An 18,756-nucleotide genomic window follows, 5' to 3' on the forward strand; every position below is an offset into this window, starting at 1 on the left:
GAACCGATGCTACCGAGTGGAGGTGGCGACGGGATTCGAACCCGTGTGGACGGCTTTGCAGGCCGCTGCCTAGCCTCTCGGCCACGCCACCATGTGTGACCGAACACACTGCCGAATGGGGTTCCTCACGGAACGACACCACTGACACTCGAGCGGATGACGAGATTCGAACTCGCGACCCTCACCTTGGCAAGGTGATGCGCTACCACTGCGCCACATCCGCATTGCTCGCATCACTGCGTGCTCGAACGACTCTAGCCGAAACCGGGACCGATGTTCAAACCGGCGCGCACGCCGCGCTGTGCGCGTGGCCGATGTGCGTTCGACACTCGGCATCGGCTAGTATCGTGACTCGCGGCTGTTCGGCACCCCGGTGCGAACGACCTGCGGGCGATTGGCGCAGTTGGTAGCGCGCTTCCTTCACACGGAAGAGGTCATCGGTTCGAGTCCGGTATCGCCCACAGCACACTCCTGGTCCGCCAGGAGTCTTTTTGTTCCCTCCGCACCCATCGCTGCGAATCCGGGCCGTCTCGGCCCGGCCTCCGCCTCGGGTCACGCGCGGGTCCGGCTCGGGAGGAAGTGCCGCTCGACGGGCTCGCCCTCGGTGTGCTCCAAGGCTGCCGCACGGATGTCGCGGTCGCGGCCGGTGAGACGCTGCGTCTCCTGCCGCCGGAACTCCCCCCACGACGGCACCATGAAGGTCTCCAGCTGCACGTCGGCCACCTCGCCGCTCCGGTACAGGGCCCATCTCGATGCGCCGGTTCGGCGACGGGAGCTCTCGACGCGACCCATCGCGGTCTGGAACGCGGCGAGCGAGTCGGGGTGGACCGTGTAGGAGATCTGCACGAGCACCGGCCCGTCGGTCGGCTGCGGCTCGAACACCAGCGTGGGCGTGGGCCACGACATCGTGATGCTGCGGTCGACGGTGCCCGTTCCCGGCAGCAGGGGCAGCACCCGCACACTGACCGCCACGAGGAGCAGCAGGACGGCCGAAGCGGCATAGGCGACCGACGTCCCGAGTGCCTGCGCGGCGAGTCCCCAACCGATCGAGCCGACGGCCATCGCTCCCATGAAGACGAGGATGTAGATCGAGGCTCCGCGGGACCGCACCCACTGCGGCAGGGTGAGCTGCAGGGCGGCGTTCAGCACGGTGAGGGTGCCGATCCAGGCCAGCCCCGCGAGCACGAGCAGGACGAGGGTCGGTACGAATGGCAGGAACGCCGCCGCGAGCGACCCCGCGGCGAAGAGCAGCGCACTCGCCGCGATGACGAGGTTGTCGGAGAACCGGCGTCGAGCGAGCGGCAGAGCGAAGATGCCCAGGACGGCACCGAGGCCGAGCGCGCCGAGCAGGAAGCCGTACCCGCTCGAATCGAGATGGAGTCGCTTCGCGGTGAGGGGCAGCAGTGCCCAGAGTGCGCTGGCCGGGAGGGCGAAGAGCGCCGACCGCAGCAGGATCCGGCGGACGAGATGCGCGGAAGCGACGTAGCGGACGCCCGCCTGCAGCGCGGCGCCGAACCGTTCGCGGTCGTCGAGACCGGTCTGCACCGGCCGCTTCCACCATACGAGGGCGATCACGGCCCCGACGAAGCTCAGCGCGTTGATCCCGAACACGACGGGCGCGCCGAAGGCCGACAGGACGACGCCGGCAAGGGCGGGACCGACCGCGCGGGCACCGTTCACCGTCACCCCGCCGAGCGCGGACGACGCCGCGATGAGGTTGCGGGGCACGAGCTCCGGCTGGATCGCCTGCCAAGCGGGCGACGTCAGGGTGGAGGTGATGCCGAGCAGGAAGGTGAAGCCGAGGATCGTCCAGGGGGTCAGCGCGCCGATCGCCGCCACCACCGTGAGGGTGGCGGCGAGGACGGCGCTCGCCGACGATCCCCAGATCAGCAGTCGTCGTCGGTCGAGCGAGTCCGCGAGAACCCCGGCCGGGAGCGCCACCAGGATGGCCGGTGCGAGGCTCGCGGTCTGCACGAGGGCGATCACCGCCGCCCCCGCAGCGGCTTCGACCAGGTACCACTGGGCTCCCACGGTCTGCATCCAGGTCCCGATGTTGCTCCCCAACTGGGCGAACCACAGCACCCTGAAGGCGGTGATCGCCATGGGTGCCCATGCTGACGGTTGCGCCGGTGGCGTTGCGGAAGGTGCAGGCATGGTCGAACGATATGACGCGCTCATCGGTCGCGCTTCGTCGCTTTGTCGCAAAACCTGGCCGAACCGCGATCCTTCTCCACCGGCGGTCCGCGACCTCGGCCCATGCCGGATCATCGGCGAATCGTCAAGGTGTGTGACCAGGGAGAACGGCTGATTAGCGTGGATGGATGGCCATCACGGAACTCATCCTCGTCCGCCACGGCGAAAGCGCCGGCAACGTCGCAGCGCAGGACGCCGAACGCACCGGGGCCCACCGGATCGCCGTCCCGGATCGCGATGCCGACGTCCCACTGTCGCCCCTCGGGGTGGAACAGGCCGCCGCGGTCGGCACCCGCCTCGCGGGTCTGGCGCCGACGGACCACCCGGACATCGTGTTCAGCTCGCCGTTCCGACGCGCCCACGAGACCGCGGTCGTCGCCCTCCGCACGGCCGCCATGGACGCAGACGGCCTGCGACCGCTCATCGACGAACGACTCCGCGACCGTGACCTCGGGATCCTCGACACCTTCACCACGCTCGGTGTCGACGCGGAACTCCCCGATGAGGCCGCCCGGCGGCGGTTCCTCGGGAAGTTCTACTACCGCCCACCGGGAGGCGAGTCCTGGACGGACGTGGCCCTCCGGGTGCGATCCTTCGTCCGCGACCTCGACCGGTATCCGGACCGCACACGCGCACTGGTGGTCTGCCACGACGCCGTGATCTCGCTCTTCCGCTACGTCTGCGAAGGATGGGATGAACACCGGGTCCTCGAAGAGGCTTCGCTGCGCCCCACCCCGAACGCCTCCTTCACCCACCTGGTCCACGACGGTCGGGGTTGGCGGGCTCGAGCGGCGAACGCGACGGCCCATCTGCAGCACGCGCAGGTCGCGGTCACCGAGCACTCGGGGGCGACCGATGTCCACCTCTGAACCCGTCACCCTCACGCCGGACACGCTCGCCACCTGGCCACTGCCCGATCCGGGATCGTCCAAGGACGACCGTGGTTAGGTGCTCGTCGTGGGCGGAGCTCGCACCACGCCCGGAGCCGTCGCCTTGGCCGGGCTCGCCGCGCTGCGGGTCGGTGCGGGGAGGATCACCCTAGCGGTCGGCGAATCGGCGGCGTCGGCGCTCGCCGTCGCGTTCCCGGAGGCCGCCGTGATCGGGCTGCCCGAGACCACGGACGGAGCCGTCCGTGGTGACGCCGTCGCTCGCCTCGACGACGAACTGGACGTCGACTGCGTCCTGCTCGGCCCCGGCCTCGACGACGCGGATGAGGCCGTCACCCTGCTCCGGCGGATGCGGCCGTCGCTGGGCGCGGAGACGGTCGTGATCCTCGACGCCTTCGGGCTCGGGGCGCTCTCGCATCTCCCCGAGTTCTCGACGGGGCTCGAGGGCCGGCTCGTCTTCACCCCGAACGTCGCGGAGGCGGCGATCCTGCTCGACGTCGACGAGGCGGACCCCGAGACCGCGCCAGGCGAGCTGGCACGACGCCACGGTGCCGCCGTCACCTGCCAGGGACGGATCTCGGACGGGCGCCAGGACTTCATCGCGCCGGGCGGTGGACCGATCCTCGGCACGGCGGGGAGCGGAGACGTCCTCGCCGGAGCGATCGCCGGACTCACGGCGAGAGGACTCTCCCCGCTGGCGGCGAGCTGTTGGGGCACCGTGCTCCACGCCTCGTCCGGTGATCGGCTCGCCGAACGCATGGGGACGTCGGGTGCGCTCGCCCGCGAGTTCGCCGACGAGTTCCCGATGGTGCTCCAGTCGCTCGAGCGCTCGGGCGACGAGACGCCCTAGGAGACCACCGGCCAGCGCCAGGAGGTGATCTCGGGCGCATCCTCACCGAACTCGCGCGTGTGCTCCTGTGCACGATGCCGGGCGTCCTGCATCTCCTGGCGGAGTTCCGCGTACCGTTCGCCGAGCCCGGGAGTCCGGTCGATGGCGTCGCAGACGAGCGAATAACGGTCGATCCGGTTGAGCATGACCATGTCGAACGGCGTGGTCGTGGTCCCGTTCTCCAGGTAGCCGCGGACGTGCAACTGCTCGTGTCCGTGGCGTTTGTAGGTCAGTCGATGGATGAGCCACGGGTACCCGTGGTACGCGAAGACGACGGGCCGGTCCGCGGTGAACACGCTGTCGTACTCGGCGTCCGAGATGCCGTGGGGATGCTGGTCCTCACTCATGAGCCGCATGAGGTCGACGACGTTCACGACGCGGACGGCGAGACCGGGGATGCGCTCCCGAAGGATGCTGACGGCGGCCAGGGTCTCGAGGGTGGGGACGTCCCCCGCGCAGGCCATCACGAGGTCCGGCTGCTCCCCCGGACGCTCCGAGCCGGCGAAGGGGAGGACGCCGAGCCCGCGGGCGCAGTGATCACGCGCGTCGTCGACACCCACCCAGACCGGCTCGACGTCCTTCCCGGCGACGATCACGTTGATCTCGTCAGTGCTCCGCAGGCAGTGCTCCGCGACGACGAGCAGGGTGTTCGCGTCGAACGGGAGGTAGACCCGGATGACACCGGGCTTCTTGTTGACGACGTGGTCGATGAACCCAGGATCCTGGTGGGAGAACCCGTTGTGGTCCTGACGCCAGACGTGGCTCGTGAGCAGGTAGTTCAAGCTCGCCACCGGGCGACGCCATTCGAGCGCGCGAGCGCCGTTCAACCACTTCGCGTGCTGGTTGAACATGGAGTCGACGATGTGGATGAAGGCCTCATAACAGGTGAAGAGACCGTGCCTGCCCGTCAGCAGGTAGCCCTCCAGCCAGCCCTCGCACTGGTGTTCGCTCAGCATCTCCATCACCCGTCCGACGCGGGCCAGATGTTCGTCACCCGGGACGGTCTCTGCGTTCCACTGGCGCTCGGTGACGCCGAACACGGCCTGGAGCCGGTTGCTGGCGAGCTCGTCGGGAGCGAAGATCCGGAAGGTGGAAGGGTTCCGTCGGATGACCTCGGCGAGCCAGTGGCCGAGGACACCCGTCGCGCCGGCATCGACACCTCCGGGCGCTGTGGAGACGACCGCGGCGTCGTCGATCGGCGGCAGGTCGAGGTCCGTGCGCAGCAGGCCGCCGTTGGCATGCGGTGTCGCGCTCATCCTGGCGTCCCCACGCGGGGCCAGGGCGCGCACCTCGGGGATCACCGCCCCGTGCTCGTCGAACAGCTCCTCGGGTCGGTAGCTCCGCATCCAGGCCTCGAGGATCGCCGTGTGCTCCTCGGTGTCGCGGGCGTTCGCGAGCGGGACCTGGTGCGCGTGGAAGGTCCCCTCGACCCGTGTCCCGTCGATCTCCTCGGGACAGGTCCACCCCTTCGGTGTGCGCAGGACGATCATCGGCCAGACGGGCCGCTCGGTCTCCCCCGCCGCGGCTCGCGCCTTGATCGCCGCGATGCGGTCGAGCACGAGGTCGAGGACCTCGGCCAGTCGCCGATGCACGTGCACGGGATCCTCGCCGTCGAACCCGCCCTCGACGAAGAACGGCTCGTGGCCGTACCCGCGGAGCAGGCTGTCGAGCTCGGCATGCGGGATGCGGGCCAGGAGTGTCGGGTTCGCGATCTTGTACCCGTTCAGGTGGAGGATCGGGAGGACCACGCCGTCCTGGAGCGGATCGATGAACTTGTTGGAATGCCAGCTCGTGGCGAGCGGACCGGTCTCCGCCTCCCCATCACCGACGACCGCGGCGACGAGGAGGTCGGGGTTGTCGAAGGCGGCGCCGTAAGCGTGGCTGAGGACGTACCCCAGCTCGCCACCTTCATGGATGCTCCCCGGGGTCTCGGGCGCCGCATGACTCGGCACCCCGCCCGGGAAGCTGAACTGCCGGAAGAATTGGGTGAGGCCCGCCTCGGACTCGGCGACGTCGGGGTAGATCTCGCTGTAGGTGCCCTCCAGATAGGCGCTCGCGAGGATCGCCGGACCACCGTGACCGGGTCCGGCGATGAACATCGTCGACTGCCCGCGTTCCGCGATGACCCGGTTGAGGTGCGCGTAGGCGAGGTTCAGACCGGGGGCGGTCCCCCAGTGACCGAGCAGCCGGCGCTTGATGTGGCCCGCCTCGAGCGGGCGCCGGAGCAATGGGTTGTCGAGCAGGTAGATCTGCCCGACGGACAGGTAGTTCGCGGCTCGCCACCAGGCGTCGACCTGCTCGAGGGTCGCGTCCGACACCGGTGCTGCCCCCTCCCGCGACGGCCAGGAGTCGGTCGGCGATGCGTGCGGTTCATCAGGCGTCATCGTCCAACCGTTCCAGAATCCCGGATCGGACGACAGGGGTGGCGCTCGCGCCGAAGGGCGTGCAGGGAGTCGTCTCGAAGGCACCGGTGCGATCCGGCGCTTCGTCGTCGGCATGTTGGTGCAGCGGGGGTGCCGCGTCAAGGGTCCAGGGCAGTCTGATCATCGGCCCTATCGTCGGATGACGGCGTGTTCATACGCCGGCATGTCCGTGCGCATCGCGCCCGCAGTCGAACAGGGGATTCCGCCATGCAGTCGATCGTGACGCCACATCCCGGCGCCCGAGTCGCCGAACCCTCGACCCGCCCGATCCGGGTCGTGTCGGTACCGGCGGCGCACCCCTACGTCCGCCGGATCTCCGCGTCGACCGAGATCGAGGTGCTGAGCGATCCCCCGGTCACCGGCGCGCCGGCCGGCGTCTGGTGGCCACCGGTCGCCCTCGACCCCGCCTGGATCCGAGCGAACGCCGCCGAGGCAGACCTCCTCCACATCCACTTCGGGACGGAATCCTTCCCACCCGGGTACCTCACCGCGTGCCTCGCGGCTGCACACGAGGCGGGATGGCCGGTCGTGTACACCGTGCACGACCTCGAGCACCCGCAGCTCGAGGAGCAGGCAGCCTACGACGACCAGCTCGACGAGCTCGTCCGCGGCGCCGACGCCCTGGTGACCCTCACGCAGGGAGCCGCTGACCGGATCCGTGAGCGCTGGGGTCGCGACGCGACCGTCATCCGGCACCCGTCGCTGCTCTCGGACGAGGTCCGTGTCCCAGCCGTCCTGGCCTCCGCTGAGATCCGCGTCGGCGTCCACCTGAAGGACCTCCGTCCCAACGTCGACGCGGTCGGCACCGTCACGACGCTGCTCGAGGCCGTCGGCCGACTCCGCGCAAAGGGCGCCGCCGTGGTCGCCGAGGTGCGCCTGCACCACTCCGTCCGCGATCCGGACGCCCGGGACACGGTCCGGCGGCTCGCAGCGGCGTCGGACGCCGCCCTCCTCATCGAGCACGAGCGTCTGGACGACGACGGACTCGCCATCGCCCTCAGTCGGCTCGACGTCTGCGTCCTCCCCTACCGCCACGGCACACACTCCGGCTGGCTCGAGCTCTGCTGGGACCTCGCCGTCCCCGTCGCGGTCCCCGACGGCGTCGGGCAGTACGCCGAGCAGCACGCTGACGACACCGTCGTCGCCTACCGCCCGGGAGACGCGGTCGCCCTCGAGCGCGCCCTCGACGACCTCGTCCAGGCGGCAGGCGCGACCCGTCCGGGTTCCCCCGACCGCCTCGCCGCCGTGGCCGAGCGTCGCTCCCGCCGCGCCACCACGGACGCCGACGGGGTAGCCGCCCACGTCGCGGTGTACCGCCGAGTCCTCGCCGAGCGGGCCTCATGACGGCCGGTCGCCGACTGCGCGTCGTCGTCGTTGCCCCGCTGCGGTTCCCGATCCGGCGCCCGCACGCCGGTGGACTCGAATCCGCCGTCTGGTCGGAGGTGGCCGCGCTGCGGGCCAGGGGCCACGAGGTCACGTTCATCGGTGTCCGCGGATCCGACTTCGTCGAACGTGGCAGCGTCTTCGAGCTGCCCGAACTGCGGTGGCCGCGGTGGGCCTCGCCGGACGACGAGCGCTACCCGCCGAGCCACGCGACACGCTCGATCCCGGCGCTCCGGCGCGCGCTCGAGGCGGTCTCCGCCCGACCGGGACGGTACGACGTCGTCTCGAACCATTGCCTGGACGCGCTGCCGGTGGAGTTGGCACCCCGGCTGGGCGTCCCGATGATCACCACGCTCCACACGCCGGTCGACGCCTCGGTGGCCACTGCGGCCAACCGTTCCGGTGCTGCGGGAAGCCGATTCCTGTCGGTGAGCGAGTACACCCGTCGGACCTGGGCGGACGCGGGTGTCGAGTCCGAGGTGTTGCTCAACGGCATCGATCCGACGGCATGGCCGGCAGGACGTGGTGGGGAGGACCTCGTCTGGTTCGGGCGGATCGTCGCGGAGAAGGCGCCGCACCTCGCGGTCGACGTCGCGCGGCGGCTGGGACGACGGCTCGTCATCGCCGGTCGGGTCGGCGACCCGGCCTACGCCGAGCGCGTCCTGGCACCTCTGCTCGGTCGCGACGTCCGCCACGTCGGGCCCCTCGAACCGACCCGGCTCGCCGCACTCGTCGGCCGCAGCGCCGCAGCCGTGTCGACGCCGGCTTGGGCGGAGCCGTTCGGGCTCGTGGCGCCGGAAGCACTCATGACGGGGACGCCGGTCGTCAGCTTCGCCGTCGGTGGCGTCCCGGAGATCGCCCAGGCGAGCGTCGGCATGCAGGTCGTCGCCGCCGGTGATCTGGCCGCGATGGCGGACCGGGTCGACGGGCTGATCCGCCAGTCGGAACTGGATCGCGGGTTCCGGGGCACGATTCGCGCCTCGGCCCTCGCTCGGTTCTCCCTCGAGGCCCGGGTGGCCCGACTCGAAGGCCACTTCGAGGCACTCCTGTCCGGCTCGCCCATGCTCGACACCGGCCGCGTCGACGAGTTGACGTCGTGAGGCCGCGGATCGGGTGGTACGTGCACCACCACGGTCGGGGTCATGTCACGCGGCTGCTCGCCATCGTCCCCCACCTCGACGCCGACGTCGTCTGTTTCAGCTCGCTACCGCACCCGGACGGTCTTCCGCCGCACTGCACGTGGGTGAGGCTCGACCGCGACGACGAGGTCCCGGAGGGTGGACCACTGCCGGACGAGTCCGACCCGACCGCCGACGGGCTGCTCCACTGGGCGCCACTCGGCCACGTCGGGCACCGAGCCCGCCTCGTGACCATCGCCGAGACGCTCGCGCGGCGACGCATCGACACGATGGTGGTCGACGTGTCGGCCGAGGTCGTGTTGCTCGCCCGACTCCTCGGCGTCGCGACCGTGGTGATGGCGCAGCCGGGCCGACGCGACGACACACCACACACCCTGGCGTTCCGCGCTGCGTCGCGGATCATCGCGCCGTGGCCGGCCGGAATGCTGGACCTGGACCACCTCCGAGCCGTCCAGGACAAGGTGGTCCATACCGGCGGGATCAGCCGGTTCGAGGGTCGCGACCGTCCGCGACCCGACGGCGGTCGGAGCGGGGTGCTGCTCCTCGGTGGGGCCGGCGGCACCGCGGTGTCCGTCGAGGCGATCGAAGCCGCGGCTCAAGCAAGCGGGCGTCGTTGGGCGTCCCTCGGTGCCGGTGCCGGATCCGTCTGGGCCGACGACCCGTGGGATGCGCTCTGCCGCGCCGAGGTGGTCGTGTCCTGGGCCGGTCAGAACGCCGTCGCCGACCTCGCCGCCGTCGGAGCCAAGGCCGTGGTCCTCCCGCAGGAACGGCCGTTCGAAGAACAGGTGACGACGGCTCTGGCCCTCCAGCGGGCCGGCCTGGCGATCGTCCCGGACGGCTGGCCGGATCCCGCCGAGTGGCCGGGCCTCCTCGACCGCGCAGCGACGCTCGAACCCGATTGGGACCGATGGCAGGTGGTCGGAGCGGCTCGCCGGGCGGCAGGGGTCATCGAGGCCGTCGCCGCCGATGCACCGCCCGGAGGAGACCGATGAGGATCGCCGTGGTCACGATGTGCTCGAGCCCGAGGCTGCAGCACCTCGAACGTCAGCTCGAGGCCGTCGGAGCATCGATCGGCACGACGCCGGACGTCGTGGAACGCATCGTGGTCTGGATCGGCCACGATGAACCACCGGCCCTCGACGCCGAGCGGGTGATCCATGTCCCGCCCGGACCAGACGGGTTGCGACTGGCCGCCGGTCGGAACGCCGGTGCGGCGCTCGCGGTCCAGCACGGGGCCGAGCTCCTGGTGTTCCTCGACGCGGACTGCGTCCCCGGACCGGCACTGCTCCCCCGCTACCGTGAGGCGTCCGACCGGCACGTCGATGCCGTGCTCTGCGGGCCGGTGACCTACCTCCAGCCGGGGACGGACGTCTCCGATGTGCGAGTACTGGCCGCCGCGACTGCGCCCCATCCGGCCCGGCCGAATCCCCCGGCGGACGACGAGCGTGTCGCGACGGCGGACGAGTACCCGCTGTTCTGGTCGCTGTCCTTCGCGACCAGCGCCACGACCTGGTCCGCGACCACCGGGTTCGACGAGGGGTACGAAGGGTACGGCGGCGAGGACACCGACTTCGCGTTCGCCCTCCGTGAGGCCGGTACACCGCTGGTGTGGGTCGGCGGCGCGCACGCCTATCACCAATACCACGAGACCCAACGCCCGCCGTGGCAGCACCTCGACGACATCCTCCGGAACGGAGCCCGCTTCGCCGCGCGATGGGGCTCGTGGCCCATGACGGGGTGGCTGGAGGCGTTCGCCGAGGCCGGAGCCGTGCGGAACGTCGACGCTGATTGGGTCCGTGTTCAGCCGACCGGGCCCAGCAGCTCGTCGACGGCGTCCACCAGATCCCTGGCGACGGGGTCGGGCGCGTAAGGGTCGACGCCCACCCGTGTGGCTGGTCAGCCCCGCGTGCTCCGTCGTCGTCGCGACGAGCGAGCGGTGCTGACGCGGCCCGACGACCCGGTCGGGGCAGCCGTCACCGCGGCATGCAACCGTGTGGTGTGATGCGCCCATCGGACGATCGGCAGCTCCTGCGGCCAGTGCACCCGCAACGTCGCCCACCCACGGCGGAGGCGGATCGCCAACGATCCGGCATCGCTGAACGGGCGCATCGACATCCCCATCCCGAGCTCGCGGTCGTAGCGGACGCGTCGGTCGAGGCCCAGATGGGCAGACACGTCCAGGTCGTCGTGCAGCTCGGCGTCGTGTCGGTGCACCGCGTGCGCGATCTCGTCCCAGGTCGTCCGACGGATCGCGCAGTTGGATCCGAAGATGGGCGTTTGCGCGAGGGCCGCGCCGACGAAAAGCCGGTATGCGCCGAGGTAGACGGCCGCGAGCGGCGCCCGGAGCGGGCGAGGACCGTCGATGAAGGTCGCCGGTCCCGTGAGCGCGTCGAGCTCGGGCTCCGCCTGGAAGGCCTCGGCGATGCGGGTCAGCCAGTCGGGCGGTGGCACGCAGTCCGCGTCGAGTCTCGCCACGACGGTCGCCGTCGCCCGGTCGAACCCGGCGGCGTTGGCGGCCGGGATGCCGGGCACCGGCTCGTCGATGAGGACGGCTCCGTACCGCTCCGCGATCGCGGCGACCTCGTCCCGGTCCCGGCTGCCGTTGTCGACGACGATGATCGACGCCGGTCGGGTGTCCTGTGCCCGCAGCGAGCGCAGGCAGCGGCGCAGGAGCGCGGCGTCGTCCTTGACCGGTACGACCACGTCGACGGTCACGGTCTCGACGTCGGTGCTCTCGATCGTCATGCGTCTCCTCCGTCGGCGAGGAGCCGGGCCTCGGCGAACACCCGAGGGTGCGCGAGGATCCGGAAGTGGCCGCCGGTGTCCAGCTGCACGTTCTTGGCGCCGTCGAGTCGGCTTCCTCCGGGGATGTGCGGGTCGAAGCGGCCGTACACGGACACGATCCTCGGGTTCACGGCTGCCTCGCGGGCCAAGGCGAGGATCGTCGGGTCGTTCGGGACGAAGATCCGAAGACTCGGGAGGAGCATGAGCCGCGCGTACCGCGATCCGGCGAACGGTGCGGCGACGGCCACCATCCCGGTGATCCGGTCTCCGCTTCCGCCGAGCGACATGACGTACTTGCCCACGAGGCCGCCCTTGCTGTGTGCGAGGAGCACCGCGTCCTGGAGGTCGGTCGCCACCAGGTAGTCGGCGACCAGCCGGGCCGCGACCGGGACCGTCCGGTCGTTGCGCCCGAGCGGGTCGATCACGTGCACCGGGTGACCGTCGTCGTGGAGGCGGCGGATGAGCGGTTCGAGGAAGCGCCAGGTCTCGTAGACGCCCGGGAGGACGACGACGGGTGATCGGTCGCCGGAGAGGAACCCGTGCGGGTCCGTCCGACTGGCGAACGCCCGCACCTGCCAGACGACGGCGTAGGCGTAGTCGCGGATCCACCAGCCGAGCGTCCGCAGTGCGGACCGGATCACCGTCGCACCGCCGTCCGCCTCAATCGTCTCCCCGCCGAAGGCCGGGGCGTGCACCTGTTCCCATCCCATCACCGTATCGGGGGCGCCCGGCACGGCCGCGGACCTTGACAGGAGGCCCTGCTCCACCCCGCCGGCCGTCGAGCGGGGCGCGACGCTGATAATCTTGCTCCTGCAGTGGCCTCGGGGTGTTCGTGTGCCCGGACGATCGAGGAGTGCAGTGGGAGAGATCGACGGCGAGTTCGACCGTGTCCGGAACGCTCTGGAACGGCCGGCCATCCGGTTGCTGAGTCGTCCAACGGCGCCGGCCGTCGTCGCGATCTTCCGCACCACCTTCGGGCGGGACGTCCAGTTCGTCGCGGCCGATCGCTTCCACCTGCAGGTGGAGGAGTATCTCGCGGAGCTCGGAGCCCGTGGCGCCCGGATCCCGGCGGGCGGCGACGAGCGCGGTGGCGGGCGGACCCTCTGCCGGGAGTGGGTGCACGATCAGTGGCTCGTCCGGACCAGCACCGACGACGGCGAGGAGCAGTATTCGCTCACGTCCCACGCGCTGGAGGCGGTGTCGCTCGTCGACGGACTGGCGCACGACCGGGCGTTGATCAGCGAATCGCGGCTGACGATGATCCTCGACTCCGTCCGTCGCTGGGCGCTGCAGGCCGACCCCGATCGGGAGGAGCACCTGCGGCGCATCGACGCGCAACTCGCCGAACTCCAGGCGGAGCGGGAGCGTGTCGCGGCCGGCGGGACGGTCGTCGCAGCGAGTGACGACCGCATGCACGACGGCTACGCGAACATCGCCGACCTCATCCGCCAGCTGCCGAGCGACTTCCGCCGGGTCGAGGAGTCCGTGATCGCGATGCACCGGCGCATCGTCGAGGACTTCCGGAACGACACGCGGCCGATCGGTGAGATCCTCGACGACTACCTCCGGCGCACCGACGAACTAATGACGGCCACCGCCGAGGGCCGTGCGTTCGAGGGCGCGTTCGAGCTGCTGCGGAACGACGAGCTGCTGCAGGACCTCAAACGCGACCTCTCGACGATCCTCGACCACCCCTTCTCCTCCCGCCTCGGCCCGGCGGAGCTCCGGGGCTTCCGCGGCGCCGTCGGCATCATCCGTCAGGGCATCGACGACGTCCTCGCGCAGCGGCGTCGGCTCACCGCGACGCTCCGCGACCACATCGTCCATCACGACGTCGTCCAGGACCGCGAGCTCGACACGACGCTGCGCGCGCTCAACCAGCGACTCGGCATCTGGATGCGGACCGCTGGTCCCCGCGCGACGGTGGACGTGCCGTTGCTCCCCGAGGCGATCGACGTCGAACACCTGCGTGAGCGCTTCTACGACCCCGACGTCGAGGCCGCTCCCCCGCCGATCACCACGGCGCCGGAACGGACGGACGTCGCGTCCATGTCACTCGACATCTTGCGTTCGCAGGGCGGCCCCCTGCTGGACGAGCTCCGAGCCGGGTTGCTCGCGGCGGCGACGTCCGGAGCCTCGGACGCCCACACGGCGTTCACCGGGCTCGACCCCGAGCTGCGGCGCCCCGTCGAACTGTTCGGTCTGGTCCACCTGATGACGCAGCTCGGCGCGTACGACGAGGCGGGTCCCCGACGCCGCTATGAGACGGTCCGCCCCGACGGGACGACGGCGGCCTTCGACCTTCCGGCTTTCCCCCTCGGCGAGACCGGCATCACCGGCTTGACCCGGGCCACGACGACCTCGACCACGGCGGCCCGCGATCGCGCGTCGCGCGGAACGGAATGACATGAGCATCGAACCGGAACCCACCCACCGCGAATCGACCGAGGCGCCGACCGACGGCGCCCTCAGCGCTGCCCCGGTCGCGACGCCGGACCGTCCCTCGGACGCCGAGTCGTTCGCGCTCTTCGAGGGCGACGAGGGTCGACTCGACGCCGCTCAGCGCCGCGCGCTGGTCGCCCTGCTGAAGCACCGGTACGTCAGCCCGGCACTGCAACCGGCCGAATGGCGGACCATCCTCGAGTCGGAGGCCCTGCTCGGCTCTCGGCTGAACGAGCTGTTCCTGGAACTCCAGGTCGATCGATCCGCCGAGGTCGCCTTCAAACGCCAGGCCGGCTCCGAGAGCGGGCGGCGGCCGTTCCCGACGCTGCTCCACGACACGAGCTACAGCCGTGAGGAGACGATCCTGCTCGTCTACCTGCGCACCCGGTTGCGCACCGAATTGGCGAACGGCGCCCGCGCCGCCATCGTCGAGCACGACGAACTCCTCGGCTTCGTCGCGAGCTTCCGACCCGAGCACGCCACCGACCGGGCCCGCGACGACGGCCGGGTGGAGCGCGCGATCGAGAAGCTGCTGACCGCCCGGGTGTTGCTCCGCACCAAGGACGCCCGTCGTCATCGCATCGCCTCCGTCGTCGAGACGCTCCTTCCGCTCGAACGCCTTCAGGAGCTGCTCGAGTGGTTGGAGACGCAGACGCCCACGGCCGATGCACTGCAACCCGAGCAGGAGCCGGACACGCCGTCCGGTCCGGGGGCAGCAGCCACCGATGGAGACGACGACGCCGAACCCGACGACACCGAGCCGGACGACGTGGCATCGGACACCGCATCACGACCAGGAGAGGACGGACGATGAGCCGCCCCACCGACACCGACACCCTGCTCGACCTCGTCGAGCAGTGGCGCATCGAGCGCATGCAGCTCATCAACTGGGGTGGGTTCGACGGGTACCGCTCGGTCGACTTCGCCTCGCGGGCGACGCTCATCTCCGGCGCGTCCGGCACCGGCAAGAGCTCACTCATGGACGCCTACCTCGCGGTCATGATGCCCTCGGACGTCCCGTTCAACGGGGCGTCGAACGATGCGGCCGTGGGACGAGCGCGCAACCCGGATCAGCGGAACCTGCTGACCTACCTGCGCGGCAAGGTCGACTCGGCCAGAGACCCCCAGACCGGCGCCATGCGCGACATCAACCTCCGCGGATCGGAGCAACTCACCTGGGGCGCCGTGGCGGTCACCTTCGTCAACGACGACGACCGCCGGTTCACCGTCGTCCGCGCGTACCTCGTCCCTCGACGCGCGCTCCGCACCGGCGACCTGTCGATGACGATGGCGACCGTCGACGGACCCTTCGACCTCACCGAGCTCGAGGCCTTCGTCCCCAAGCGGTTCGACGCCGGTGAGCTCCAGGGTCGGATCCCCGGGTTCGTCGTCCGCGACACGTACGCGGAGCTGTCATACACGCTGCACACCCGTCTCGGCATCGGAGCCGGCGGTGACGGCGGCCGCGCGATGCGGTTGTTGGCGCGCATCCAGGCCGGGCAGCACCTGCCGACGGTCGACGGACTGTACAAGTCGATGGTGCTGGAGCGACCGAGCACCTATGAGGCGGCCGATCGCGCGCTCTCCCACTTCGAGGCGCTCGACGAGGCATACCTCGCCATGGAGACCGAGAGCCGCAAGGCGCGGGTCCTGGAACGGCTCGGCGAACTCCGACGGGACTACGAGGACGGACACCGGGCCGCAGCCGAACTCGAGCGGCTCGGCTTCGCTGAAGACGGCGAAACGCCCTTCGCCGTGTGGCGCAGTCGCGCGCACGAGGCATTGCTCGACGAGGCCGTCTCTCGGAACCGCCGTGAGAAACTCGCCGCCGGTGCGACCCTCGAGGCGGCTCGAGCCCGGGCGACCGCCGCCGGGGTCCGGGTGCGGGAACTCGAACGCCAGGTGTCCGAGCAGGGCGGCAGTGCGCTGCGCCGGGCGGAGGAACGTCGCGAGGCGGCGGAAGCGGCCCACGCCGAGGCCGTCCGGACACGAGCCCTGTTCGACGAGCGGACCGAACCCCTCGACGAACCACTCCACGATGAGGCCTCGTTCGTGGCGGCGCTCAGCCGCAGCGAGGAGTTCCTCGACGACGACGACGCGGCACTCGAGGCCATCGAGGCCGAACGCGCCGAGCTCCACCGCGAGGCGTTCCCGCTCGAGGAGCGGAACACCGAACTCCGGCTCGAGCTGCAGTCCCTCCGTGGTCGCGACGGCGCGGTCCCCGATCGGCTCCACCGGGCGAGACTCGCGCTGGCCGAAGCCGCCGGGCTCGATCCGGAGCAGCTGCCGTTCGTCGCGGAGCTCATCGACGTGGCGCCGACGCACGCCGCCTGGCGTCCGGCGATCGAGGTCACCCTGCACGGACTCGCCAGGACGGTACTGGTTGACGAGGAGCACCTCGACGCGTTCGGGCGGGCGATCGACGCGGTGCGGATCCCGGTCCGCCTGCAGTTCGAGGGGGTGCCGCTCGGCGCGACCACGGCTCCGGCGCCGGGTGATCCCGCCTTCGTCTCGGGCCGCATCACGTACAAGGCCTCCCCGTTCAGTGCCTGGGTCGAGCAGCGGGTGACGTCGGACCGCATCGATGCCCGATGCGTCGACTCGCCGTCCCAGCTCTCGGGAGGTGGCCGACGCGTCACGGCCAACGGCCAGCTGCGCGACGGACGTCGTGGCTCACACGGGGATCCCGGTGGGGCCCCCATCCTCGGCTTCACGAACGAGGCACGGATCGCGTCCATCGAGTCCGAGATGGCCGAGCTCCGCGGGCGACTCGAACTCATCGCCGGTCGCCAGGCCGCGGTCCAGCGGCGCCTGGCGGGCAGGGAGGCCGAGCGTGCGGCCCACCGCTACCGCCTCGACAGCGAGTGGTCGCGGATCGATGTCGACGGAGCCGCAGCGCGTCGGGATGCCGCCGCGGCGGACCTCGAACGCCTGCTGGACGCCAGCGACGTCCTGCAGGAGCTGCAGGGTTCGGTGACGGCCGCCCAGCGCGAACTCGACGCCGCGAACGCCGAGCGGTTCCCCGCCGAGGACCGCGTCCGACGCCTGGATGAGGAACACGGTTCGCTCGTCGACCAGCAGGACGCGGCGACGACTGTGATCGACCGCTTCGAGCGTTCCGGCGTCGACGAGGTCTCCACCGACGACGTCGAACGCATCGAGGCCGCCCTCGCCGCCGTGGGAGGCGTCCCGTCCCTGGGCGGCTTCGCGGACGCGATGAAACGGCTCCGCACCCGTCTCGGTGACGAGCTGAGCGCCGCCGTCCGCCTGGCGGAACAGGCCGCCATCGCCCAGGTCCACGTGTTCGAGCACTACCAGTCGATCTGGCACGACCCCAACCTCGGCACGACGCTCGAGTCCTACGGGGACTACCGCGCGATCCTCGACGGCATCCTCGGCACCGGCCTGCCCGAGCGCCGCCAGGAGTGGCGCCGCCGGTTGTCCCAGTGGAGCGGCGAGGACCTGGTCCCCCTCAGCAGCGCGTTCGACAGCGCGGTCGAGGAGATCGAGGACCGGCTCGTCCCGGTCAACGACATCCTGCGCGACCTCCCGTTCGGGCCCGCCCACGACCGGCTGAAGATCGTCCTCCGCCGGGTGCACCGCGAGGAGGTCGCCGCCTTCCGACGGGAGCTCCGAGCGCTCTCGGGCGAGGTGACCGCCGAACTCGACGACGACGCCCTGGAGGGCCGGTTCCAGCGCTTGCGCCGCTTCATGGAGTCGATGCGGGACACCGCTGCCACGTCGACTTCGGCGTCCACCCGCGACCAGGTGCTCGACGTCCGTCGACACGTCGAGATCACCGCCGTGCGGTACGACACCTCCGGTCGCGATGTGAGCGTCTACTCCTCGCTCGGCGACAAGAGTGGTGGCGAGACCCAGGAGCTCGTCGCGTTCATCGTCGGAGCCGCCCTCCGCTACCAGCTCGGTGACGAGGACCGGCCTCGGCCGAGGTTCGCGCCCGTCCTGCTCGACGAAGGCTTCATCAAGGCGGACTCGGAGTTCGCCGGCCGGGCCGTGGTGGCCTGGCTCCGCCTCGGGTTCCAGCTCGTGATCGGTGCCCCGCTCGACAAGGTGACGGCGCTCGAGCCGTACATGGACCGACTCCTGTCCATCCGGAAGGACCCGGAGACACGACACGCCTGGGTGGCGGAGATCGAGCGTGCCGAGCCCGTCGAGCCGCTCGAACGGATCGGGTGACCCGCGGGTAGGGCGGCGACCGTCTGCACTCGACTTGACTCCGGGTGGAATCGAACATATGTTCGAATCATGCCGGATCCGAGTGGTGCATCGCGTGTCGCGGCCCCGCCGATCCGCATCGGCGAGGCCGAATGGATCATCATGCGCGAAGAACCGGACCGGCCTGCCGCGCTGGTGAAGTACTTCGCCCCCAGCGGAGCGCCCGCGTACTTCCGGTGCGTCTCATGGGCACCGCGTTCAGCGGATCGCCGACTGATCGGCCGCTTCGCGACGCTCGCCGAGGCAGAACGATCCGTGCCGGTCGGCAGACGGACGGCTCCGTCGCCGAAGGCGGCCACGGCGGAGGATCCGTGGGAACACGGTCAGGTGCCGTGGGACGCCGCGCCTCGGCGGAGCGACCGCTACGCCTGAGGCGTCCG

Annotated in this window: 14 protein-coding genes and 3 tRNA genes; 11 read left to right on the forward strand and 6 right to left on the reverse strand. The window is 70.9% G+C overall.

Translation table 11 applies throughout. The features are described from left to right. Positions 1-17 precede the first annotated feature (17 nt). Positions 18-91, reverse strand: a tRNA-Cys gene (locus ASF68_RS01460). A 60-nt stretch (positions 92-151) separates the two neighbouring features. After that, a tRNA-Gly gene (locus tag ASF68_RS01465) sits at positions 152-223 on the reverse strand. Between the two features lie 165 nt (positions 224-388). Between ASF68_RS01465 and ASF68_RS01470 the strand changes: the two genes are divergently transcribed. After that, positions 389-461, forward strand: a tRNA-Val gene (locus ASF68_RS01470). Positions 462-552: 91 nt separating this feature from the next. Here the strand turns inward: ASF68_RS01470 and ASF68_RS01475 are convergent. Then, positions 553-2,178, reverse strand: a complete 1,626-nt coding sequence (locus ASF68_RS01475; protein ID WP_369796403.1) for an MFS transporter — start codon at positions 2,176-2,178, stop codon at positions 553-555. 143 nt (positions 2,179-2,321) lie between these two features. Here ASF68_RS01475 and ASF68_RS01480 point away from each other — a divergent pair, with 143 nt between their 5' ends. Together ASF68_RS01480 and ASF68_RS01485 are read left to right on the forward strand one after the other, a co-directional pair. After that, a complete protein-coding gene (locus ASF68_RS01480; protein ID WP_056005858.1) occupies positions 2,322-3,062 on the forward strand; it encodes a histidine phosphatase family protein in 741 nt (246 codons plus the stop codon). Positions 3,063-3,150: 88 nt separating this feature from the next. Beyond that, positions 3,151-3,930 carry an NAD(P)H-hydrate dehydratase gene (locus ASF68_RS01485; protein ID WP_369796404.1) on the forward strand — a complete coding sequence of 260 codons (780 nt, stop codon included), beginning with the start codon at positions 3,151-3,153 and terminating at the stop codon, positions 3,928-3,930. Here ASF68_RS01485 and ASF68_RS01490 read toward each other — a convergent pair. Beyond that, a complete protein-coding gene (locus ASF68_RS01490) occupies positions 3,927-6,353 on the reverse strand; it encodes a phosphoketolase (protein ID WP_082498432.1) in 2,427 nt (808 codons plus the stop codon). The genes ASF68_RS01485 and ASF68_RS01490 overlap by 4 nt on opposite strands. A 246-nt stretch (positions 6,354-6,599) precedes the next feature. Between ASF68_RS01490 and ASF68_RS01495 the strand changes: the two genes are divergently transcribed. Genes ASF68_RS01495 through ASF68_RS01510 form a run of 4 tightly spaced genes read left to right on the forward strand, consistent with a single transcriptional unit; the run spans position 6,600 to position 10,784 of the window. Next, complete coding sequence (locus ASF68_RS01495; protein WP_056005861.1) at positions 6,600-7,736, forward strand: glycosyltransferase; 1,137 nt, start codon at positions 6,600-6,602, stop codon at positions 7,734-7,736. Continuing rightward, positions 7,733-8,875 carry a glycosyltransferase gene (locus ASF68_RS01500; protein ID WP_056005864.1) on the forward strand — a complete coding sequence of 381 codons (1,143 nt, stop codon included), beginning with the start codon at positions 7,733-7,735 and terminating at the stop codon, positions 8,873-8,875. Before ASF68_RS01495 ends, ASF68_RS01500 begins: the two co-directional genes overlap by 4 nt. Beyond that, the gene (locus tag ASF68_RS01505) at positions 8,872-9,906 is read left to right on the forward strand and encodes a glycosyltransferase (RefSeq protein ID WP_056005867.1); all 1,035 of its coding nucleotides are present in this window, start codon (positions 8,872-8,874) and stop codon (positions 9,904-9,906) included. The genes ASF68_RS01500 and ASF68_RS01505 overlap by 4 nt, the downstream gene beginning before the upstream one ends. Beyond that, the gene (locus ASF68_RS01510; protein ID WP_200936381.1) at positions 9,903-10,784 is read left to right on the forward strand and encodes a glycosyltransferase family 2 protein; all 882 of its coding nucleotides are present in this window, start codon (positions 9,903-9,905) and stop codon (positions 10,782-10,784) included. Before ASF68_RS01505 ends, ASF68_RS01510 begins: the two co-directional genes overlap by 4 nt. Positions 10,785-10,810: 26 nt before the next feature. Here ASF68_RS01510 and ASF68_RS01515 read toward each other — a convergent pair whose 3' ends face one another. Both ASF68_RS01515 and ASF68_RS01520 read right to left on the reverse strand, forming a co-directional pair. Continuing rightward, a complete protein-coding gene (locus ASF68_RS01515) occupies positions 10,811-11,659 on the reverse strand; it encodes a glycosyltransferase family 2 protein (RefSeq protein ID WP_056005870.1) in 849 nt (282 codons plus the stop codon). Further along, positions 11,656-12,408: a triacylglycerol lipase gene (locus tag ASF68_RS01520; protein WP_235526735.1), complete on the reverse strand. Its 753-nt coding sequence runs from the start codon at positions 12,406-12,408 to the stop codon at positions 11,656-11,658. The genes ASF68_RS01515 and ASF68_RS01520 overlap by 4 nt, the downstream gene beginning before the upstream one ends. A gap of 148 nt (positions 12,409-12,556) precedes the next feature. Here ASF68_RS01520 and ASF68_RS01525 point away from each other — a divergent pair, with 148 nt between their 5' ends. The 4 genes from ASF68_RS01525 to ASF68_RS01540 all read left to right on the forward strand — a co-directional run bounded on the left by ASF68_RS01525 (position 12,557) and on the right by ASF68_RS01540 (position 18,748). Then, positions 12,557-14,104, forward strand: coding sequence for a DUF3375 domain-containing protein (locus tag ASF68_RS01525; protein ID WP_056005873.1), 1,548 nt, complete (start codon positions 12,557-12,559; stop codon positions 14,102-14,104). 1 nt (position 14,105) lies between these two features. Beyond that, on the forward strand, positions 14,106-14,954 hold the full coding sequence (locus ASF68_RS01530; RefSeq protein ID WP_056005876.1) for a DUF4194 domain-containing protein: 849 nt from the start codon (positions 14,106-14,108) through the stop codon (positions 14,952-14,954). After that, complete coding sequence (locus ASF68_RS01535; RefSeq protein WP_056005879.1) at positions 14,951-18,337, forward strand: ATP-binding protein; 3,387 nt, start codon at positions 14,951-14,953, stop codon at positions 18,335-18,337. Before ASF68_RS01530 ends, ASF68_RS01535 begins: the two co-directional genes overlap by 4 nt. A 69-nt stretch (positions 18,338-18,406) precedes the next feature. Then, positions 18,407-18,748: a hypothetical protein gene (locus tag ASF68_RS01540; RefSeq protein ID WP_056005882.1), complete on the forward strand. Its 342-nt coding sequence runs from the start codon at positions 18,407-18,409 to the stop codon at positions 18,746-18,748. Positions 18,749-18,756 lie beyond the last annotated feature (8 nt).

Origin of the sequence: Plantibacter sp. Leaf314 (genome assembly GCF_001423185.1) — a bacterium.
In the GTDB taxonomy this organism is placed as follows: Bacteria; Actinomycetota; Actinomycetes; order Actinomycetales; family Microbacteriaceae; genus Plantibacter.